The sequence below is a fragment of the Longimonas haloalkaliphila genome, assembly GCF_055379825.1.
This window is the reverse complement of the sequence record NZ_AP043948.1, coordinates 2,149,799-2,169,148: the sequence shown is the minus strand read 5'-3', so window position 1 is coordinate 2,169,148 and position 19,350 is coordinate 2,149,799. Positions and strand designations below refer to the sequence as shown.

Sequence of the window (19,350 nt, the reverse complement as noted above, 5' to 3'; positions counted from 1 at the left end):
TATGGCCCAGGTACACCTACTCTCCAGCGCAGATAGCGAGCGTCCCGGACGCCCCCATCCCTTTGACGAACGTGACCGGATGCGCGACGCCGCCCGCCACGACCGTTTTGGCACGCACACGCTGACCGAATCGCCCGATACGGCAGATCTGATTCTATTCGTGGAAAACTGCCACACCGTGCAGCACTATCGCGAAGTACAGTCGCATCCGATCTATCGGCATCATGCCGACCGCTGCGCTCTGCACAGCCGCCACGACCAGCCGCTCCCTTTACTGCCCGGCGTGTATGCTTCACTGAGCCAGTCCGACTACAACCCGAAGCGCACGCGCACCGGTGGCTACCTGAAGGCGTTTGCGCATACCCATATTGGGTACAACCCAAACGTCACTCCGAGACAGTACCTGTACTCTTTTATCGGCAAAGCCAGCACCCATCCGGTTCGATCGCGTATTCTAAGCCTGCAAGACGACGAGGCATTTCTGCTGAATACCGACCCGTTCTGGCCGTACGGCGACCTGCCCGCTGCCAAGCGCGAGATGCTGGAAGCGCAGTACCGCACGGTCGGCCAGGAAAGCACGTTCATTCTATGCCCACGGGGCATCGGCACGTCGAGCATGCGGCTCTTCGAAACGCTGCGTATGGGACGCGTCCCGGTCATCATCGCCGACGATTGGGTACCGCCGGTTGGTCCCGACTGGGACGCATGCAGCGTCCGTATCGCAGAAGCTGACGTTCCTCATCTCCCCAACCTGCTGCGGGACCGCCGCGCCGAGGCCCCTGAGATGGCTACTGCGGCTCGCCAGGCATGGTGCGACTGGTTTGCACGCGACGTTTTTTTCCACCGCACTGTCGAATGGTGCCTGCAGGTAATGCCTGCCTCACATGGATGGTCATGGGATACCCTGCCTCACCTTCTGTCCCCAATGCATATAAAGTCGGTGTGGCGCTATACCGCTTCCCGGTAGGGCCTTGCGTGATTGGCGCACCGCGCATGCGCCAATAGTGCATTCGCACACCCCAGCCTGTTGCGATATTGGTTGTGCGTTGCCCCCGTTGCTTTCCCCTTGCTCTGTTATGCGTGTCGATCTCTTTTTCCCCGCGTTCCCACCAGCCTTTGATGGTATTGGCGATTACACCGCCCATCTGGCAAACACGCTTTCCGGACGTCATGACGTGCGGGTGTGGACCAGCAGGTCAGCAGACGCACCCGAGCCGGAGTCGCCGCCCTCTGAGACGGAAGTCCGTGCCATCCCGGCGCTTACCGATACGGCCGGACTGGCCAACTGGGTAAGCCAGTGCAGTGCTGCTCCACCAGACTGGCTCGTGATCCAGTACAACCCGTTTTCATACGGTACGCGTGGCTATGCGCCCGCTCTGGCACCTGCCATCAAAGAGGCAAAGCGACGGTCGCCCTCAATGAAAGTGGCTGTAACGGTGCACGAACCCTTCATGCCCCCCGACTCGCTTCGCTTCATGATCATGTCGATCTGGCAGCGGCGGCAGTTTAAGCAGATCGGGGAGCTGGCCGACCAGCTTATCTTTACGATCCCGCCGTGGGTCGAACGCTTTGCCTCGTGGTTTCCGAACACGCCCTGTACTCACGTCCCGGTCGGCTCCAACATGCCGCGAGTTGCCGCTACAAAACAGGAGGCACGGATGCATATCGGACTCTCCGACGAACGCTGCGTGCTTGGACTGTTCGGGCGCGCGCGCTCTTCGCGGCTGTTTGGCCATATTCGGGCTGGCCTCCGAACGCTCGAACGTGCCGGGCATCGCCCGCTTCTGGTGTACATCGGCGGCGGTACCGAGGTCATTCGCACTGCTTTTGCGGACCATCGCGTGCATTGCACAGGCACTCTTCCTGGCGACCAGGTGTCACGGCACCTTAGCGCGCTCGACGTCTACCTCGCCCCCTATCACAAGGGCGTGTCGACGCGGCGTGGTGCGTTTCTGGCTGGCATGCAGCACGCGCTTCCGGTGCTTACCACCCATGGTCCGCAGACAGATGACCTGCTTGCGCATGCAGCCGGACGAGCATTCTGTGCCGTTCCCGTTGACGATTCAGATGCGTTTGCCGAAACGCTGCGCTCCATGGTGGAGTCTCCCGCCCTGCAACATCAGCTGGGCCGAAACGCGCGCAGCTTCTATCTGAGCCACTTTACATGGCCTGTGATTGCTGCCCAATACAACGATGTGCTCCGGATGCATACGCCGGTGCCTGCCCCGGTACCTTCCCTCTCGTCTAACCTGCACCCCTGGTCGATCGCATGATCCGCACCCTTGCCGACATTGCCCGCGACCCAAAGCGTGCACCGCTCTTAGCCGGAGGTATTATTCTTATTGCCTTCGGGATGTACGGGATGCTTTTCCTGAGCTCCCATCCCTCAGCACTGCGGCTGCTTAACCTTGCCTACATGGGCGTAAGCGCTGCAGTAGCTGCCTGGCTCTACATATCCAGCCCCGCGCTGTACCTGGGGTTTGTATGGTGGCTCTGGTTTCTCTCACCGTTTGTGCGACGCGTCATTGACTATCACCTTGGCACGTTCACCCCGCCCAACGCCGCGTTCTCTATGCTGGCGCCCTATGCCGCCACGCTCGTCATACTGGTTGACCTGCCCCGGTTCGGACGCCTCCTGACGCGGCGCATTGGCATTCCTATACTCATCTGCTTTCTGGCTGTCATATACGGCTACATCGTAGGCCTCACCAAGGTCGACAGCTTCCGTGCAACCATGATATTGCTCGACTGGATCTGTCCGCTCCTCATGGCGCTTTTTGTTCTGGCACGCTGGCGCGACTATCCACGGCTGCGCTCCGTCTTTCGTACGGCGTTCGTGTGGGGCGTACTTGTAATGGGATGCTACGGCATCTACCAGTTCTTCGTGGCTCCTCCATGGGACGTGCTCTGGATGGAAGGGTCGCGCATGCTCTCAGCAGGAAAACCCGAACCGCTTGGCATTCGGGTGTTCAGCATGCTGAACTCCCCCGGCCCCTTCGCAATGATCCTGATGGCTGGTCTCATCCTGCTCTTCGATAGCAAAGGCCCTATCGGACGCATCGCGGCCGTACCGGGCTACCTGGCGTTCCTCTTGTCGCTGGTTCGCGGTGCATGGGGCGGATGGGTGCTTGCGCTCTCCTACAGCCTACTGCGCCTGCAAAACGCAAGTCGCGGACGCGTGCTCGCTATTCTGGCTCTCGTAGCCTGCCTCACTATTCCTCTCGCACTGTCCGGTGACATCGGCGACCGCACCGGCGCTCGCATGGAAACCTTCAGCGATATCGAGCAAGACAATAGCCTGCAAGAGCGCCAGCTCATGTACAGTTACATGGTCACCGAACTCCTCTTCAATCCCATTGGCCAGGGAATGGGCGCACGCACGTTCGACAGCGACTTTGTAACCATCGTCTACCAGCTCGGCTGGGTCGGCGGGTTTGCCTATCTGGGCGCGCTCATCGCGATGATGATCACCGTATTGCGCGATACCCCCAAACACGACCGGTTTGCCATCCTTGTCTCTGGCATCGCACTTTCTTACTTCGCCCTGATGCTCATGGGCCCTCAGGTCGTTGGCGTTAAAGGCTGCCTGTTCTGGGGATGCATGGCGTTCGCCGTAGCCTCACGGCGCTACCACAGCGAGAAAGCTTCCGCTGAGGAGTCCGGCGAGGCCTCCGGCGACGCCTCCGACACAACCCTGTCCGTTCCCTCTCAGACCGCTTCGTCCCGATGAACATTGCCCTCTATCATACCACACTTCCTGAGCCCAACCGCAAGGTCGGCGGGGTTGAAGCGGTCGTGCACCGGCTCGCTACTGCACTCACAGAACACACCGCCCTGAACGTAACTGTGCTGAGCCTCACGCCAGCCCCAGAGGGTGCCTCCTACCGCCACCGTCACCTGTTTGCCGGCCAGCGCTGGCTCGCCGACCGCTCCTGGGCGCGCTGGTTCGTACTGCCGGCCCTCCTAAATCGGGTGGATTTGGCGGAATACGACGTGGTGCATCTGCATGGCGACGACTGGTTCTGGATGCGGCGCGGCATTCCCTCGGTGCGAACCATGCACGGCTCCGCCCGCGACGAGGCGCGTACCGCCACCAGCCTGAAACGCCGCATCGCTCAGTGGGCCGTCTATCCGCTGGAGCACATAGCAGCGCGGCGAGCCAGTCAAACGTGGGCGATCAGTCCGCCCTGTGCCGACCTCTACAACACCCATGCCTGCATGCCCAACGGCGTCGACCTCGACCGCTTCTACCCAGGCGCCAAAGCCTCCCGCCCCACCGTGCTCTTTGTGGGCACGTGGGAGGGGCGCAAGCGGGGCGGATGGCTGACCGAGCAGTTCTGCACACGCGTTCTACCCCGCTCGCCCAACGCCACGCTCGTTATGGTATCCGACTATGTGCCTGAGCCCTACGCCGCGCATCCCAACATTCATGTGCTGCACCGGCCCGACGACAACACGCTCGCCGAATGGTATCGCAAGAGCTGGGCTTTCGCGTATCCAAGTATCTATGAAGGCTTTGGGCTTCCGTACGTGGAGGCGCTCGCCAGCGGTACGGCCATTGTCGCCTCGCCCAATCCGGGTGCTAACTATGTGCTCGATGACGGACGCTACGGCACACTCGTCGACGATACCTCTTTTGCGGATACCCTCGTTCAGGTGCTGCACGACCCCGACCGCCGCCGAACCATGGCCCAGCGCGGCCTGCAGCGCGCAGCCCGCTTTTCATGGGCCAACGTGGCTCGCCAGCACGCCGATGCATACGCTGCACTTGTGCATGGCGCCTCCTCCACCGTCTCTGTCTCTTCTCCCCTACCTTCATAGCTTACCATGCCGACCGACCGTATCAAACTTATCTACGTAGCCAGTATCGGGCGTAGCGGCACTACGCTCTTTGAGTCGATGCTGGGCGCCCACCCGCACCTTGCCACCTGTGGCGAAGTGCATCTGTGGCCGCACGAGATTACCATGGGAGGCGTGCGCCCGTGCGGTTCCGGACATTACGTGCAGACCTGTCCGTTCTGGCAAGAGATGGAGACCCGCGTCGACCCGCTCAACCAGCCAGGGCCGCGCATTCATCACTTCCGCGAGCATCACGACGGCGGACGCACGCTACGCTGGAATCGCTGGGCCGACTTCAATCCGGCCCCGCTTTCGCCTGACGTGCAGGCTCAGGTCGATCAATATGCCGCCAACAACGAAGCGCTCTTTCGCCACTTCCGCACGCTCGTAACCGAGCGCACCGGCACAAAACCCGAGTGGATTGTAGACGCATCCAAAGATCCGTACCGCCTCCTGTGGCTACTGCGCTCAGGCCGGTTTACCATCAAAGTGGTGCATATGGTCAAGCATCCATGCGGATTCGCTTACTCCGTTACCAAACCGTGGGTACAGTCGCCCCACTGGCATAGCGCTGTGCCCCGGCTCTACTACACGGCCCGGCAGTCCACCGCCTGGGTCATTCAGAACCACCTGTTCGGACAGATCGCCCGGCACCACCTCGACCCGGGCAACTACATGCTGATGCAGTACGAAACGCTCGCATCTGCTCCGCACGACACCTTCGAATCCGCATGCGATATGATCGGCGTCCCCTATGTGCCCGAGGCCGTCACCGATTTTCGTGAGGGAAGTCAGTTCACCATTGCGGGCAACCCGATGCGCTACGAGCAGCGCGGCATCGAGCTCGACGAACGCTGGAAACACGACCTGCCTCCTTCCAGCCGCTCGGTAGCACGCACCATCACAACTGTAAACCGCCGCTCTTTCGGATACGTTTAACCGCTGATTCCATGCCTACGCGTGTACCCCACCCGGTCTCCTCTTCCTCTCCGCCCAAAGCGGTTGCTCCACTGCACGTGTGCACCGTGGGCATGGACTGGTTTCCCGAATCTCCCGGCAACGGCCTCGACCGTATGGTGCACGGGCTTGCCACGCATTTTGCGGATGCGAACGTTACACATCGCACCTGGGTCACCGGCGCCCCCGAGCATACACATCGCCCCACAGCGGTGCAGGCCTTTGCCCAGGGTACCGATTCCCTTCCCGCACGGCTCTGGGCGGCGCGCACACGTATCAGCGCCGACCTGAGGCAGACCCGCTACGACATCCTCGCCTGCCACTTCGCGCTGTATGGGCTGCCCCTGCCTACCACCGACATTCCTTTTATTATGCACTTTCATGGGCCCTGGGCCCTGGAGTCCGACACCGAAGGCGATCGCGCCTGGACCGTACGTCTGAAGCATGCTCTGGAACGCCGCGTGTACAAACGCGCCGACCGGTTCATCGTGCTCTCAGAAGCGTTTCGCAACGTACTGGTGCGTCGCTACGGTGTCGATATCGACCGGATCCACGTCGTTCCTGGCGGCGTGGACACCGGTCGCTTTCATGCCAACACCCCGGCCAGCGACGCGCGTGCTGCGCTTGGATGGCCGACCGATCGCCCGGTTGTACTCACGGTACGACGCCTGGCTCGCCGCATGGGCCTGTTCTCGCTGATCGAGGCTGCCGATGCGCTGCGCCGCAACCATCCGGATCTCCTCGTCTGCATCGCCGGTACCGGTCCGCTCCAGCAGGACCTGCAGCGGGCTATCACCGAGCGCGGCCTGCACGACCATGTGCGCCTCCTCGGGTTTGTGCCCGACGAGGACCTTCCCCGTGCGTATCGCGCAGCTACCCTGAGCGTGGTGCCCACAAAGGCCTGGGAGGGGTTCGGGCTCACTACCGTCGAGTCGCTGGCCTGCGGCACCCCGGTTCTCGTTACGCCCGTAGGAGGCCTTCCCGAGGTGGTGCGCGACCTTTCGCCCCACCTCGTCTTGCCCGACACATCAGCTGAAGCGCTGCGCGATGCGATAGGCCGTGCCTTGCACGGACGCCTCTCGATGCCCGGTGCGTCGGCATGCATGCGCTATGCCCACGAGCGGTTTTCCTGGTCTCACATTGCTACCTCTACCCGTCGTGTCTACGCCAATGCCTGCTCCCTTTAGTCGATTGCTTATTGACCGGGCTCCTGTAAGCCGTGCCCCCGTAAGTCGTGCTCCTGCCGGTTATGCCCCCGAGTCTATGCCTGGCCTCCGTATCCTTTTTGTAGATCATAGCGGCGCGCTTGGAGGGGCCGAGCTTTTTCTGCTCGACCTGGCAGAGCCGTATGCCAGCCAGAGCACCGTAGCCACATTTGAAACCGGACGCTTCACCGAACAGCTTCAGGCAACCGGGATTTCTCACCTCGTCGTGGGCGAGGGCGGCCCGCTGCAGCAGGTGCGCAAGAGCGGCACGTGGATGCGAGCGCTGCAGACGCTCCCCGCGCTGCGTCGTACCGGCCAGGCCCTTGCCCGTATTGCGCAGCGCCACGACATCATCGTCGCAAACTCCCAGAAGGCGCTGCTGCCTGCAGCGTGGGCAGCCCATCAGACCGGACGGCCCCTGCTCTGGATGATCCATGACCTGCTCACACCCGACCACTTTGGGCTGCTGCAGCGCCAGGTGGTTACCCGCGTCGCCAATGCGGCCGTTACACTTGTAGGCACCAACTCACGCGCCACTGCCGACGCCTTCTCGCGCACCGGTGGGCGCGTCGATATGATCGAGATACCCAATGGACTCGACCCCGCCGCCTTTGATACCGCTCGCAGCCTCGACACGCCTGCCCTGCGAGAGACCCTCGGATTGCCGCTACGAGCTCCTCTCATCGGCGTGTTCAGCCGCCTGGCTGCGTGGAAAGGTCAGCATGTCTTGCTGGATGCGCTACATATGCTGCCCGATGCACACGCGCTCATCGTAGGCGAAGCCGCATTCCCCGGCGATGCCCCCTACGCCGATCGGCTCCGCGCCAAAGCTCAGTCGGCCGGACTGCAAGGCCGTGTCCATTTTATGGGCCACCGGCCTGACATCCCCCGCCTGATGGCAGCCTGCGACATCGTTGCCCACACTTCGACAGCAGCCGAGCCGTTTGGGCGGGTTGTTGTGGAGGGACTGCTGGCCCAGCGGCCCGTCGTTGCGACCGATGCTGGCGGCGTACCCGAAATTATTCGTCCGCAGCACAGCGGCCTCCTCGTTCCACCAGGCGACGCTGCTGCTCTTGCCGAGGCATGCCGGGCGTACTTGAACAACCCCGACTGGGCCGCTAAAATGGCTCGCACCGGTGCAGAGGACGTGCGTGTCCGTTACGGGAAGCCCCGCATGCATGCTCAGTTCGAGAACGCCTTGCGCCAGATGACCGCTGCCGACACATCTCTTTAACGCTTACCGTTTTCCCTACCGTTATGTATCCTGACTCACTGAAGACCTTAGCACTGCAAGCCAAGTTTGAGGTCCGTACGCGCGCTGCGGCCACCCCCTGGCTGGCCCCGGTCCACCAGGCCACCGTGTGGTGGACACAGTGGAAGATGCGCGGGCATATCGATGTTCGTGAGTGCCAGGTGCTCGCCGACACCGAGCTTGTCATTGACGGATTCCAGGGCTCGGGCAACAGCTTTGCAACGGTTGCTTTCAAATCGTGCCAGAAACGGCCTGTGCGGTTGGCCCACCACCTGCACGCACCCGCACAGATCATAAAGGCGGTAAAGCAGGACCTCCCTGTCTTGGTTACCCTCCGTGCTCCCTCAGACGCAGTTGTTTCACTGGTAAGCCGGTGGCCCTACGTTTCCCTTCGTCAAGGGCTGCACGCATATATCCGCTTTTACGAGGCGCTCACGCCTTATCTTGGCGCCATGGTTGTGAGCCCCTTCCCAATGACGACTGGTCCTATCGACCAGGTATTCGACGCAGTAAATGAGACATTTGGGTGCTCATTTGCTGTTTTCCGCCCGACCCATGAGAACGTAGCTCGCATCCGCTCAAAAACAACGCTCGACTCAGAAGCAGAGGCAACCCGCCGTCAGAGGAAATCGGAACTCCGCACGGCGATCTCCCACCCGGACTACCGCTTGCTCCGTGAACGTGCCGAGGCGCTTCACGATCGCTGGTCTCAGCACGGCGTAACGCCAACTACTGCTTCATCGAGCGCATAGACGCCCCCTGATCGTTGGCATGTACACATCGTTAGCATGTACACATCGTTAGCATGTACACATCGTTAGCATGTACACATCGTTGGCATGTACACATCGTTGGCATGTACACATCGTTGGCATGTACACATCGTTGGCATGTACACATCGTTGGCATGTACACAAAGTGGTCTGCTCCACCGACTCACACACAGCCACCTGTATACAGCAGGCAGCCGCAGCGTATTGTCTCCCATGCGTGCGCATGCTTTTAACGGCGCCACTACGCGGTTCTCCCACCTATAGACTGCGATCTTTATGATTAACGTAGGCACACGCCACATACACAACTGGATTTTCGTTACCGGCAGCATTCGGAGCGGAACCACTTTTCTTTCAGACATCCTCGCCACGCCGCTTTCGGTCGACTACATCCATGAGCCATTCAATATACGGTGTGGAATGCCAGGCATGGAACAGCGATATCAGTACATTGCTGAGACGCTGGAGACCGACGCAATGCGTGCGCTGGATCGGGAGTTCGAGAAGTTGAAGCAGTACGACTTTGACCTCCAGACCTCGCGCTACGCCAACGATCCATCTTACATCAAGATGATCAAGCGGGTCGTGGGCAGTCGAGGTCCGTTTTTCTTACGGCTCGCGAAGGCCAACTACCTGCATCGGCACTGCGTTGTTAAAGATCCAACGGCGCCGCTCGTCGCACGGCGTCTGCATACTGCGCACCAGTTCAAACCCGTCGTAATCATACGGCATCCGGCTTCGCTGGTCGCCAGCTTTGCCCGTGTGTCATGGTGGCCTGAGACGCGCAAGCTGCTCAGCCAGCCTCTCTTCGTTCGCGACTGCCTCTCAGAAGAGGATCTGGATTGGTACCGCAGCTACAACCACTCCTCGTTGAGCGATGCCTGCTTCCACTGGCTCTTCACGTATCGCACACTCTTAGAATGGGCCGATGCATTTGGATGGCCCGTCGTTACCCATGAGGAGCTATGTGCCCATCCGGTTGAAACGTTTGGCTCCCTCTTCGACGCTCTGCAGCTTCCGTGGTCGTCGTACGTGGAGCACAAGATACAACGGAAGACCAGCGACGGGAATTCGCCTGAAGCCAAACAGGGACGCGTGCAGGATTTTAGCCGTGATAGCGCGCAGATCTTTGAAATGCGTCGAGACTCGCTTGCTCCGTCCGACCGCCAGACTGTCTTTGATATCACCCAGGAGGTCGCGCTCAAACTCTACTCCCGCGAAAGCTTCAACCTACCTTCCTCCCTCAATACTACGTAAGCACATAGTGCGAACAATAGCCGTGCGCACACAGATGCTGAATGCATCCGATGATGGCCTCTTATTTTTTCGATCCTGCGTTTTCGTTTCATCGAAACGTGGGCTCGTTTGCTTTGTGCTCCTCCCAACTCCGGTAAAAAAGTGGCACTGCTGTCTCACAATAACACGTTTTTCCTGGCCACCTGCGCCCTACGCGCTGCGGAGGTGTGAACGTTTTGTTTTCCGCCGGTCCTCACACCGCTTTCTGAAAAGCCGGTAGAAATGCCAGCCTTCTACTAATTACGAAACAGAAACGCTGCGTGCCGTCAGAATCACTCAGCACAGCCACTTCCATATGTTCTCTTTCTCTTTTTGATACGCTACGTATTCTCTACTTCTCGTCTGAGATATGCACGTATCTACCCATTTTTCTTGTGCTCATACATTACCTCACCCCCGCTACAGGACTCGGCTACAGAAGACAATTGGAGCGCGCACCCTGCAGATTGGAATAAGCGCAGCCCTGTATGGACTTCTGGCGCATTGTGGTATACCCCTTGAGTAGACAGTACGTGTGTTCAGCAGGTGCCTATGGCATCGCATCCACTGTCTTACACTTATAAGTACTCATGACTGGGATCCCCTACCTATACCGCGTACGCTCTGTGTTCGCTTCCCTCGCCGCCCCTTTGCGCCGCCATCCGGCTGTGTCTACCGCGGGCATACTGGCCTGCCTCCTTGCCGTAGCGCTTACGGCTGCGTTTCAGCTTCCTGGTGTTTCCTCAAACCAGAGTGAAACGATCACGCTTCCCATTGAAGTGATGGGACCTGACGGATACACACGCACGGTCTCTATGCAGGTGTCGGATGCGAACGCAGCTTCCTCTGTATACATGCAGGCCCACTCGATTGGGTATCCGTCTCATCATATCGATGCGCTCAACTACAATGTTGACAAGGCATCGGTGCGGCTCAATGGCGGCGCCTGGGTCGGTGTTAACAATGCTACCGTCGAATGCTTCGAGCCAGAAGCCAGCCAGGACTGCGTAACCGGACCGGTGCACACGATTCGATTTCGCATCCCCCTTGACCGGCTCGGCAATCTGCAAGAAGGCGAAAACGTAATACAGTTTCGCATCAACTATGCAATCGGGTCAAACGGCATGGGCGATCCTTCTATGGGGTTTCGCATTCTGGACCTGCAGGTGCAGGATGCGGGCGGTATGGACCTGATGACTACCCAGATGGAGTGGGACAACCCAGGCTCCTGGACAGCGCCCTCTGGATATGGCGATGCCACGTCGGTTGAGGCCGGGCGCCAGCTCTGGCACGAGCGTAACATACTTATTGAAGGTTGGAACGGCCCCGAGATCATTGCCTCGTGCAACGACTGCCACGTAGAAGGCGGCTACGACCTGGAGTACTTCGCCTATTCGAACTATTCTATAGAGCAGCGGAGCCAGTTCCACGGCCTGAGCGAGGCAGAGGGCAAACAGATTGCTGCCTATATTCGCTCGATCGACATTGAAACCTCAGACGGCCAGCGGATCGATCCGCCCGGGCGCCCCTGGAATCCCCCGTACCAGCCTGGACTCACGGCGGCGGCTTCGCGCGGGGCAAGCGATGCCCGCACTGTCGGCCAGTCGATGGATGATATGGACCAGGTGTTCTGGGCCGCCGGGGCTGGCCTGGAGTGGGTGCTTGACTACGATGCAGAGATCAAAGACTACCTGTTCCCGCAGGGCGTTCACGCCGATGCTTATCGGATCGACGGCACCCTCAACATGCGCGAGCTCCCTGTAAACCTGCAGATGCCCGACTGGAACGAGTGGCTCCCCGAGTTTCATCCGCTTGATGTGTGGGGGAGCGATTTTGAACAAAGTGGCGCCTGGGACTGGTACGTCAACGAGATGCCTGATCTCATCGATGAGGACCGTCCATGGCGCGTCGAAGCTTCTGCAGAGCGCGCTGTGCAGCGCCTGTGGCGCGAGATCAAAGACCGCTGGGCGCCTCCGGGAAGTTCGCCTGCTCCGTTCGAGCATGAAATCACCCGCCAGGTACCCATGAAGTGGGCTCTCACCAAAACGTTCGAAGCGATGCAGATGAACCATAACGAGGAACATGCGCAGACGCTCTACAATGAACAGGCAGAGCCGCGGCAGTGGACGAGCCAGTCGCGTGTCGTGTTTGACATGGCGCCCCACATTATCGGAGGCAAAGGCCCCGGAAGTGGCATCATGGATCGCTACCACGACACGGCCTGGTATCAGCATCAGCTTACGGTCAACCCCGGGTCGGGGCTCACCACCAGCATGCGCCCGATGGACTGGAAGTACCACTTTCAGCATACCTCCGCAATAAGCGCCCCCGACGCGCACTACTGGCGCCACCTGGCTTCCTACATGAAGCTGGTGCAGGTTGCTCACACCGTCCCCGATGATGCGTCGACTACCGAACCCCGTGGCTGGTATATGCGCCACCTCTCACCGGCATGGATCGACCGCACGCATCCACAGGGCGCGCCGTTACGCAGTATGCCCGACAACGAGTACCGCGAGGCGCTCAACGTGATCATGCGTGCGTATGCTGATGGCATTACACAGCACAGTCCGGATGCCTGGGAACGTCTTGCCGACGACCAGTATGGGCTCGATCCGGCCTCGCATACGCCCCGGTACGAAGCCCGGTACGACCGTACCACGTATCCGAACCACTTCTGGACTGCCTTGCGGAACTTCGGTAACTACGGCGTGGCTTACGACGTGCTGTACGACCTGGCTGTGTGGGCCCAGGAGGCGTGGCCTCGAGGCGACTGGATGGCTCATATCGAGCCGTTTCAGGACAATCCCCCGCTCAACGACGCCCCGCAGGTATCGGCACAGACGCTCTCGCTGTCTCAAGGGTGGAATATCATCTCGTCTCGGATGATCAGTGACCCGCGTCCGATGGAGGAGGTGCTGGCTCCCATCCTCGACGATGTGCTGCTGGTGAAGGACTCTCGCGGGCGGCCCTTCAGTCCGGCATACGACCTTGATGTGCTCGATACCTGGAAGCCTGATGAGGCCTACCAGATCTATGTGACCGCCTCTCATGACCTCGTGGTTGAGGGAACGGCTCGCCCAGGCGACGATCCGATTGCTGTAACGGAGGGCTGGAACTTCCTCCCTTATCTGCCAACTACGCCGATGAACATCGAAGATGCGCTTAGCGGATTAGGGAACGACCTCATCTTCGTGAAGGACATGCGCGGCGACATCTATCTTCCTGATCCCGATGCCCCGATCAACACGATCGGCAATATGGAGCCGGGTAAAGGCTACATGGCTTACATCACAGCCGATCGCACGCTCCAGTATCCTTCGAACAACAGCAGTATGCTGGCACGCAGTGTTCTTGCTGATGCGTCCCCCCCATCGGCTCGTGCCTCAGCAGCGTCGGCTACTCTCATCGCAAACGGCGTAACGTGGCCGTCTGCGACCCGGGTGTGGGTTGAAACCGAGTACGGCGAGCGCGTAGGTACCGGGCGCATCGTAGATGGCGCACTCGTTGCCACAGTGCACGAGGCTGATGCCCTCTCGGGCACCCCCGGTGCGGAAGTAGGCACCTCCCTCGTTCTGTATGCGCAGCGTCCGACCTCTTCTGAACCCGAACCTGTAGAGACCGGTGCAGTACGCAATCTCTTCAGCGGTGCTGAACAGCCTGGCTTTGCGTTTCAGCCGAACGCTGTGTATGTCACGGAATTGACGGATGCGCTACCCAGCGCACTTACCGTAAATGGGCATGCGCCCAACCCGGTGCGCGACCAGGCCACGCTCTCTATCGCTATTCCAGAAGAGACGCACGTGCGCATTGAGGTCTACAACACACTCGGACAGCGTGTAGCTACCTGGGCCGACCGGTCTATGCCAGCTGGGGCGCACGACCTGCCCATCGAGGTAAACGGTCTCGCCAGCGGTACTTACTTCTATCGCGTACAGACCGACCAGGGCACGGAGTCGAAACGGCTTGTGGTGATCCGGTAAGTCGCTCGTTTACCCGACGAACGCAGCGACGCGTTGCTGCTATCCCGCGCCCCGTCTGCCATTGTACGCAGACGGGGCGCTCTATTTGAGACCTCCTGTTTGCGCTTTAAGAGCCTGTTTTGATTTCTTAATCTGGGCTCCGAGCGGCGGCGCTGGACTGGGGCCGAAGGGCATGCCCCTGGTGCAAATTGCCCCCGATGTCGGCCCGTAGCCCCGGCTACGAACCGCCATCGTGGTCCAATTTTCGCCTCAGCGGCGCTCGCTCTCGCCTACAAACCAAAACCCAAACAGGCTCTAACGATTTGTGATGGGGCGCACTCCACACAGCGCGTAGTCCGTGAAGCGTTCTCCGACGCTGTTTAGCCAGGATGTTTGCCCAAACATGGCGCATCGCGCCTGTAGCTTTCTCTGGATAATCGGGGTGTACCGGTATCTTTTAAGGAGCTTTAAACACCATTCATGGTACAGGCTTTCGTACAGGTATTTGCCTGAACTGCTTCGCTGGAGATCTTCTGGAATCTCGCTAAAACAGCCCGTTCTCCTGAACCGCTACGGTCGAACCGCTACGGTTTCTGTAGCAGCACCCGTATGCTGTTTACACTGTGTGCCCCATCCGCTCGTACGCCTTCTTAGCACGTGCTTACCCATGAATACCGCTACATCTTCTGCCATCCTGTGGTGGATGCGCACGCTCGGCTCGTTCGTCGCAGCCTGTTTGCTTGCCTGGACGCTCCCTGTTCAGCCCACCTATGCCCAAGCATTCTTTGATACCTGTCCCGATAACCCCAATGCAAATAATGCAACAGGCATCGTCGTCGAGAATGTGCAGATCGAGTTTCCCAATGGGAACGCCCTTGTAACAGGCGACGAAATCGCCTTCTTCACGTCCGATGACGTCTGTACGGGTGGGGCCGTGTGGGATGCAAGTGCCGGTGACATCACCATTCCCATTTCTGGACCCAGCGTCGTTCCCAGCGAGGTCGAAGGCTATGAGGTAGGCGATATGCTCATGATGCGCGTATGGCAGCAGTCAACCAATCGTCTTTTCGATGTGGATGCAGACCTGGCTTATGAAACGTGCGATCCTGCAGACACGCTGTGTAATGACGACGGCATTTATGAGAACAACGCCATTTACACGATTACCGAGATCGGGAGCGGTGTGCTTCCGGTAGAGCTGGCTTCGTTCACCCTCCAGCTTAGCGACAACACGGTCGAAGCCCGGTGGCGTACGCTCAGCGAAACCGACAACAGCGGCTTTACTCTTGAGCATCGGCTGCAGCGCCATGCGGCCTGGAATGTCCTCGGATTTATACCGGGAGCAGGCACAACAAGTGATTCGCAGGACTACAGCTTCAACACCGAACCACTTCCGTTCGGGATGCACTACTTTCGCCTCTTGCAGCACGACCACGATGGCACAACGAGCGTCATCGCGGATCAGCGCATCGAGCACCGCCTCACCGAAACCCCCATCATAGCAACGCTGGCTCCACAGCCCGTACGCTCCCAGGCGACACTGACGGTCACAACAGCTGCTCAGCATGTAACCCGCATCGAACTGTTCGATGTGCTGGGGCGTCGCCTGCGTACGCTCTACAGCGGCACACTCACGCCGTCTGATCCACACACCATTACCCTTTCTGCCGACGACCTCTCGCCAGGTCAGTACATCATCCGGATTCAGAGCGGCCCATCGCTTACCACGCGCCGCATGGTTGTGGTGCGGTAGCATCCTTCTACAATGCTCCCCTAACCGCTCAGACTACATACGCTCCTGTTCGCTCCTCTTTTTTTCGCGCTACCAGCCGCCCCTGTATCTATCATTGCAGGGACATAGCCTGCTTGAATCGAAACAGCCTCCCATAGAGCTCCTGCAGAGACGACCCGACCCGGCAATCCGTACCTCATACCGCGTTTTCAGGGACGCCCCCTGACCTATCTTAGACTGGCACTTGACATAGTACTACTCTCTTAGTACTATTGTTATGAGTAGTAATAGTACTCATTCCGTACCGTCCGCCCAGTAGCCTTCCCATACCATGCGTCACTCGTGTGCTGCCTTCTTTCTTTTTGTCGCCGGACTAATATGTGGGCCGGACGCGGTTGCCCAGCAACCCAAAGCACTTCCGTTCGAAGAAGCTTCCACCCACGGCGTTGATCGCGAAGCGCTCGAAGCAGAACACGGCGATGCCGTTCATGCTGACTCCACCGTGTCGGTATTCCCTGACCGTCCCGACGATGTAATCGACGCATGGCGGGGCATGTTTGGGGCACTCCTCACTCATCTGCAAGCGGCAGATGTCGACTGGCAGCAGCCTACACGGGGCTACTTCCGTGTCTATGTACAACCCGACGGCTCGATACGGCACCTTCTCTATAAGATACACGACGGAGATCTGCATCAGGCAGACGGGTTTCGGGTAGCGCTAAACAACTTCACGGCCACATATAACTTCGGACTGCAGGCTGACGAACCCTATGCCCAGTGCGGTACAATCACGCTTCAAGCTCCCTGACGCCTTCAGAACCTGTCGCAATCGATATCATTCCTTTGCTCTCTACTGCGAACTAACGTACCTGTCTCCATGCGCAAACGCTCGTTAACGCCTCTTGGCGAAACTGAAATGGAGGTGCTGCACCACGTGTGGGATCTCGGTGAGGCCACCGTCGCCGAGGTCCGCGAACGCATCCAGCACGATCGATCGATCGCCTACACCACGGTTATGACCGTCCTGAAAAACCTCACTGAGAAAGGCTTTCTGAAGTACCGAAAGGAGGGTCGCTCCTACGTCTACTCATCTGCCCGCCCTCCCGAAGAAGTTCGCCATAGCCTCGTCGGCGAGCTGGTCCGCAAGGTCTTCAAAGGATCGCCCCTCTCGCTGATGCAGACGCTGGTCGAGCGCGAAAATCTCTCCGACACCGACCTCGCCGAGCTCCGTACCCTCATCGATCAGATGAACGACGATGCTTGATCTACTTCATACCATCGGCCATGCTACCGCTGCTTCTCTTTGGGCGCCAGCGCTGCTCTGGACGCTCGTTGCAGCACTCGCCTGGGGGGCGCTCTGCCTCTTTAAGACCCACCTTTCGGCGCTCACGCACTACTGGATGCGTGCCGGACTGCTCGCAAGTCTGCCGGTAAGCATACTCGGCAGTCTCTCAATCCGCTGGTTGCTCCCCCTCGCACAGCCTACCGCTCCGCTCTTTCCAGATGTATTTCCAGTCAGTTCACTCAGGCGCATCACTGTCGACGCCTCAGCCTCCGTACCAACGGCCGCATCGGTGCTATTCGTAGCGCTCGGAGTCCTCACCCTGAGTGCTGCAGGAGCCGCGCTCGTCGCACTGTGGCGGCTACTACGCGACACGTATGCGCTCTATCGTCTGCGCCGCCGCCTCTTCCCAAACGCTTCGCCCAATGTGCAGAACACTGTCGATGCACTTACGCGCTCGCTCGGACTACAGCAGCGCGTCCGTGTGCACGTCTCCGACGATGTACCGGTGCCTATGACGTGCGGCCTGCGGCGTCCGCTGCTCCTCCTGCCCCCCGACATTGCCGCCGATGCCCATGCCTGCCGGCTCGCTGCCACCCATGAGCTGGTGCATGTGCAACGCCGCGACTACCTGCTGGAGCTGGTTCTTCGCTCTGTACGCGCCCTTGCAGTCGTTCATCCGCTCGTGCACCGCCTCTACCACGACGCCCAATATTACCGTGAAGTAGCGTGCGACGCTACGTCCTGCGCGCAGCCCCACGTGGAACGCGCAGCGTACGCCCGGCTGCTTCTTCGCTGTGCCCAACGCCCGGCGGCTCCGCTTCCTGCGCTGCTGCCGTTCGCCCGATCGAATACTACCCTCAAACCCCGCTTACATGCTATGTCTGATATGCCTACGCCAACCCATCCACGACGCAGCATTCTTGCAAGTGCTCTCCTGCTCGTGTTCACACTCGGATTCGTAGCCTGTGCAGACGCTCCTTCGGGAGAAACACCGACTGCGCTCGACGATGCGTCCATCATGAATGAAGCCGGGGATGCCTACATTGAAGTCGATACGCCGCCTCAGCTCGACGGCGGTACAGCCGCTCTCTATGAGAACATCACGTATCCTGACGCAGCCCGTGAACACAGCGTAGAAGGACGTGTCGTCGTCCAGTTCGTCGTAAGCACAAACGGCACGGCAGAGCGCCCATCCATCCTGAGCAGCCCCGATGCCGGAGCCGACACGCCTACGGAAGCGGTCGAAGCACTTGAAGACGAAGTGCGATCTGCCCTCAATATGGTATCTTTCACCCCCGGCACGCTGAATGGTACGCCGGTCGACGTGCAGCTGACCCTCCCCGTTGTGTTTCAGCTTTCGGAGTAATGCCTTTCTCTCATTCTTTTCGTACCGCTCTGCCTCGTGGCCGAACCGCGGGGCAGGGCAGTTTTCATATTCCCTTGCAAGGCGTGTGTAGCTTCTTTACGTTAAGATTAAACATCTGACTTTAGGGATGCCCCTATCCGGTTCTCTGCATATTCTTACCGTTGCATGTTCAACTGCTCTCAACCCCAGCATATTCCTTCTCCCTCCTCCCTATCTTCTTTTGTAGCCGGGCTGCTTGTAAGTGGGTTTTTACTCCTCACGGCCTGCACCAGCGCTGCTCCACATGCCCCCACAGGGGAGCAGCCTACAGATGCCCCCACGCCACCAACCATAGCCGTTCCTGCGGAGGCCGAAGTACTCGACCGCGACGAGGTAGACCAAGCTCCACTTCCTGTTGGGGGCATGATGACGCTGTACGAGGAGGTGCGCTACCCCTATAAGGCACGCCAGAACAAGGAGCAGGGGCGTGTGCTCATCCAGTTTGTCGTGGGCCCCGATGGCACCGTCTATGCACCCGAGATCCTTGAGTCGGCCACCCGACGGCTGGATAACGAGGTGATGCGCGTCGTTACTACACTCGACTGGAAACCCGGCACCCACAATGGAGAACCAGTCTACGTACGCGTTACCCTCCCTGCAAGCTTTGATGTGTAGCGTCCAACTTACGCTCTCTACCATAACGCACACGCCCTGCTTTCAGCGCA

At 59.5% G+C, this 19,350-nt stretch carries 15 protein-coding genes; all 15 read left to right on the top strand.

Annotation, left to right across the window (positions count from 1 at the left end):
- The first annotated feature begins 1 nt into the window (after position 1).
- Complete coding sequence (locus ACZ48V_RS08450) at positions 2-967, top strand: exostosin domain-containing protein (RefSeq protein ID WP_464538315.1); 966 nt, start codon at positions 2-4, stop codon at positions 965-967.
- 109 nt (positions 968-1,076) lie between these two features.
- The gene (locus ACZ48V_RS08445; RefSeq protein ID WP_464538314.1) at positions 1,077-2,273 is read left to right on the top strand and encodes a glycosyltransferase family 4 protein; all 1,197 of its coding nucleotides are present in this window, start codon (positions 1,077-1,079) and stop codon (positions 2,271-2,273) included.
- A complete protein-coding gene (locus ACZ48V_RS08440) occupies positions 2,270-3,730 on the top strand; it encodes a hypothetical protein (RefSeq protein WP_464538313.1) in 1,461 nt (486 codons plus the stop codon). Before ACZ48V_RS08445 ends, ACZ48V_RS08440 begins: the two co-directional genes overlap by 4 nt.
- Entirely contained in the window at positions 3,727-4,821 is a 1,095-nt protein-coding gene (locus ACZ48V_RS08435; RefSeq protein ID WP_464538312.1) for a glycosyltransferase family 4 protein, read from the top strand. Before ACZ48V_RS08440 ends, ACZ48V_RS08435 begins: the two co-directional genes overlap by 4 nt.
- A gap of 6 nt (positions 4,822-4,827) precedes the next feature.
- Entirely contained in the window at positions 4,828-5,778 is a 951-nt protein-coding gene (locus ACZ48V_RS08430; protein ID WP_464538311.1) for a hypothetical protein, read from the top strand.
- Between the two features lie 11 nt (positions 5,779-5,789).
- Positions 5,790-6,983: a glycosyltransferase family 4 protein gene (locus ACZ48V_RS08425; protein WP_464538310.1), complete on the top strand. Its 1,194-nt coding sequence runs from the start codon at positions 5,790-5,792 to the stop codon at positions 6,981-6,983.
- A complete protein-coding gene (locus tag ACZ48V_RS08420; protein WP_464538309.1) occupies positions 6,967-8,235 on the top strand; it encodes a glycosyltransferase family 4 protein in 1,269 nt (422 codons plus the stop codon). The genes ACZ48V_RS08425 and ACZ48V_RS08420 overlap by 17 nt, the downstream gene beginning before the upstream one ends.
- 23 nt (positions 8,236-8,258) lie before the next feature.
- The gene (locus tag ACZ48V_RS08415) at positions 8,259-9,005 is read left to right on the top strand and encodes a hypothetical protein (protein ID WP_464538308.1); all 747 of its coding nucleotides are present in this window, start codon (positions 8,259-8,261) and stop codon (positions 9,003-9,005) included.
- A 297-nt stretch (positions 9,006-9,302) separates the two neighbouring features.
- A complete protein-coding gene (locus ACZ48V_RS08410) occupies positions 9,303-10,283 on the top strand; it encodes a sulfotransferase (protein WP_464538307.1) in 981 nt (326 codons plus the stop codon).
- Positions 10,284-10,927: 644 nt separating this feature from the next.
- The gene (locus ACZ48V_RS08405; protein WP_464538306.1) at positions 10,928-14,284 is read left to right on the top strand and encodes a T9SS type A sorting domain-containing protein; all 3,357 of its coding nucleotides are present in this window, start codon (positions 10,928-10,930) and stop codon (positions 14,282-14,284) included.
- 646 nt (positions 14,285-14,930) lie between these two features.
- Positions 14,931-16,016 carry a T9SS type A sorting domain-containing protein gene (locus ACZ48V_RS08400; RefSeq protein ID WP_464538305.1) on the top strand — a complete coding sequence of 362 codons (1,086 nt, stop codon included), beginning with the start codon at positions 14,931-14,933 and terminating at the stop codon, positions 16,014-16,016.
- Positions 16,017-16,326: 310 nt separating this feature from the next.
- Complete coding sequence (locus ACZ48V_RS08395) at positions 16,327-16,803, top strand: hypothetical protein (protein WP_464538304.1); 477 nt, start codon at positions 16,327-16,329, stop codon at positions 16,801-16,803.
- Between the two features lie 69 nt (positions 16,804-16,872).
- Positions 16,873-17,259 carry a BlaI/MecI/CopY family transcriptional regulator gene (locus ACZ48V_RS08390; RefSeq protein ID WP_464538303.1) on the top strand — a complete coding sequence of 129 codons (387 nt, stop codon included), beginning with the start codon at positions 16,873-16,875 and terminating at the stop codon, positions 17,257-17,259.
- Positions 17,252-18,646, top strand: coding sequence for a M56 family metallopeptidase (locus ACZ48V_RS08385; RefSeq protein ID WP_464538302.1), 1,395 nt, complete (start codon positions 17,252-17,254; stop codon positions 18,644-18,646). Before ACZ48V_RS08390 ends, ACZ48V_RS08385 begins: the two co-directional genes overlap by 8 nt.
- A 165-nt stretch (positions 18,647-18,811) precedes the next feature.
- Positions 18,812-19,300 carry an energy transducer TonB gene (locus ACZ48V_RS08380; protein ID WP_464538301.1) on the top strand — a complete coding sequence of 163 codons (489 nt, stop codon included), beginning with the start codon at positions 18,812-18,814 and terminating at the stop codon, positions 19,298-19,300.
- Positions 19,301-19,350 lie beyond the last annotated feature (50 nt).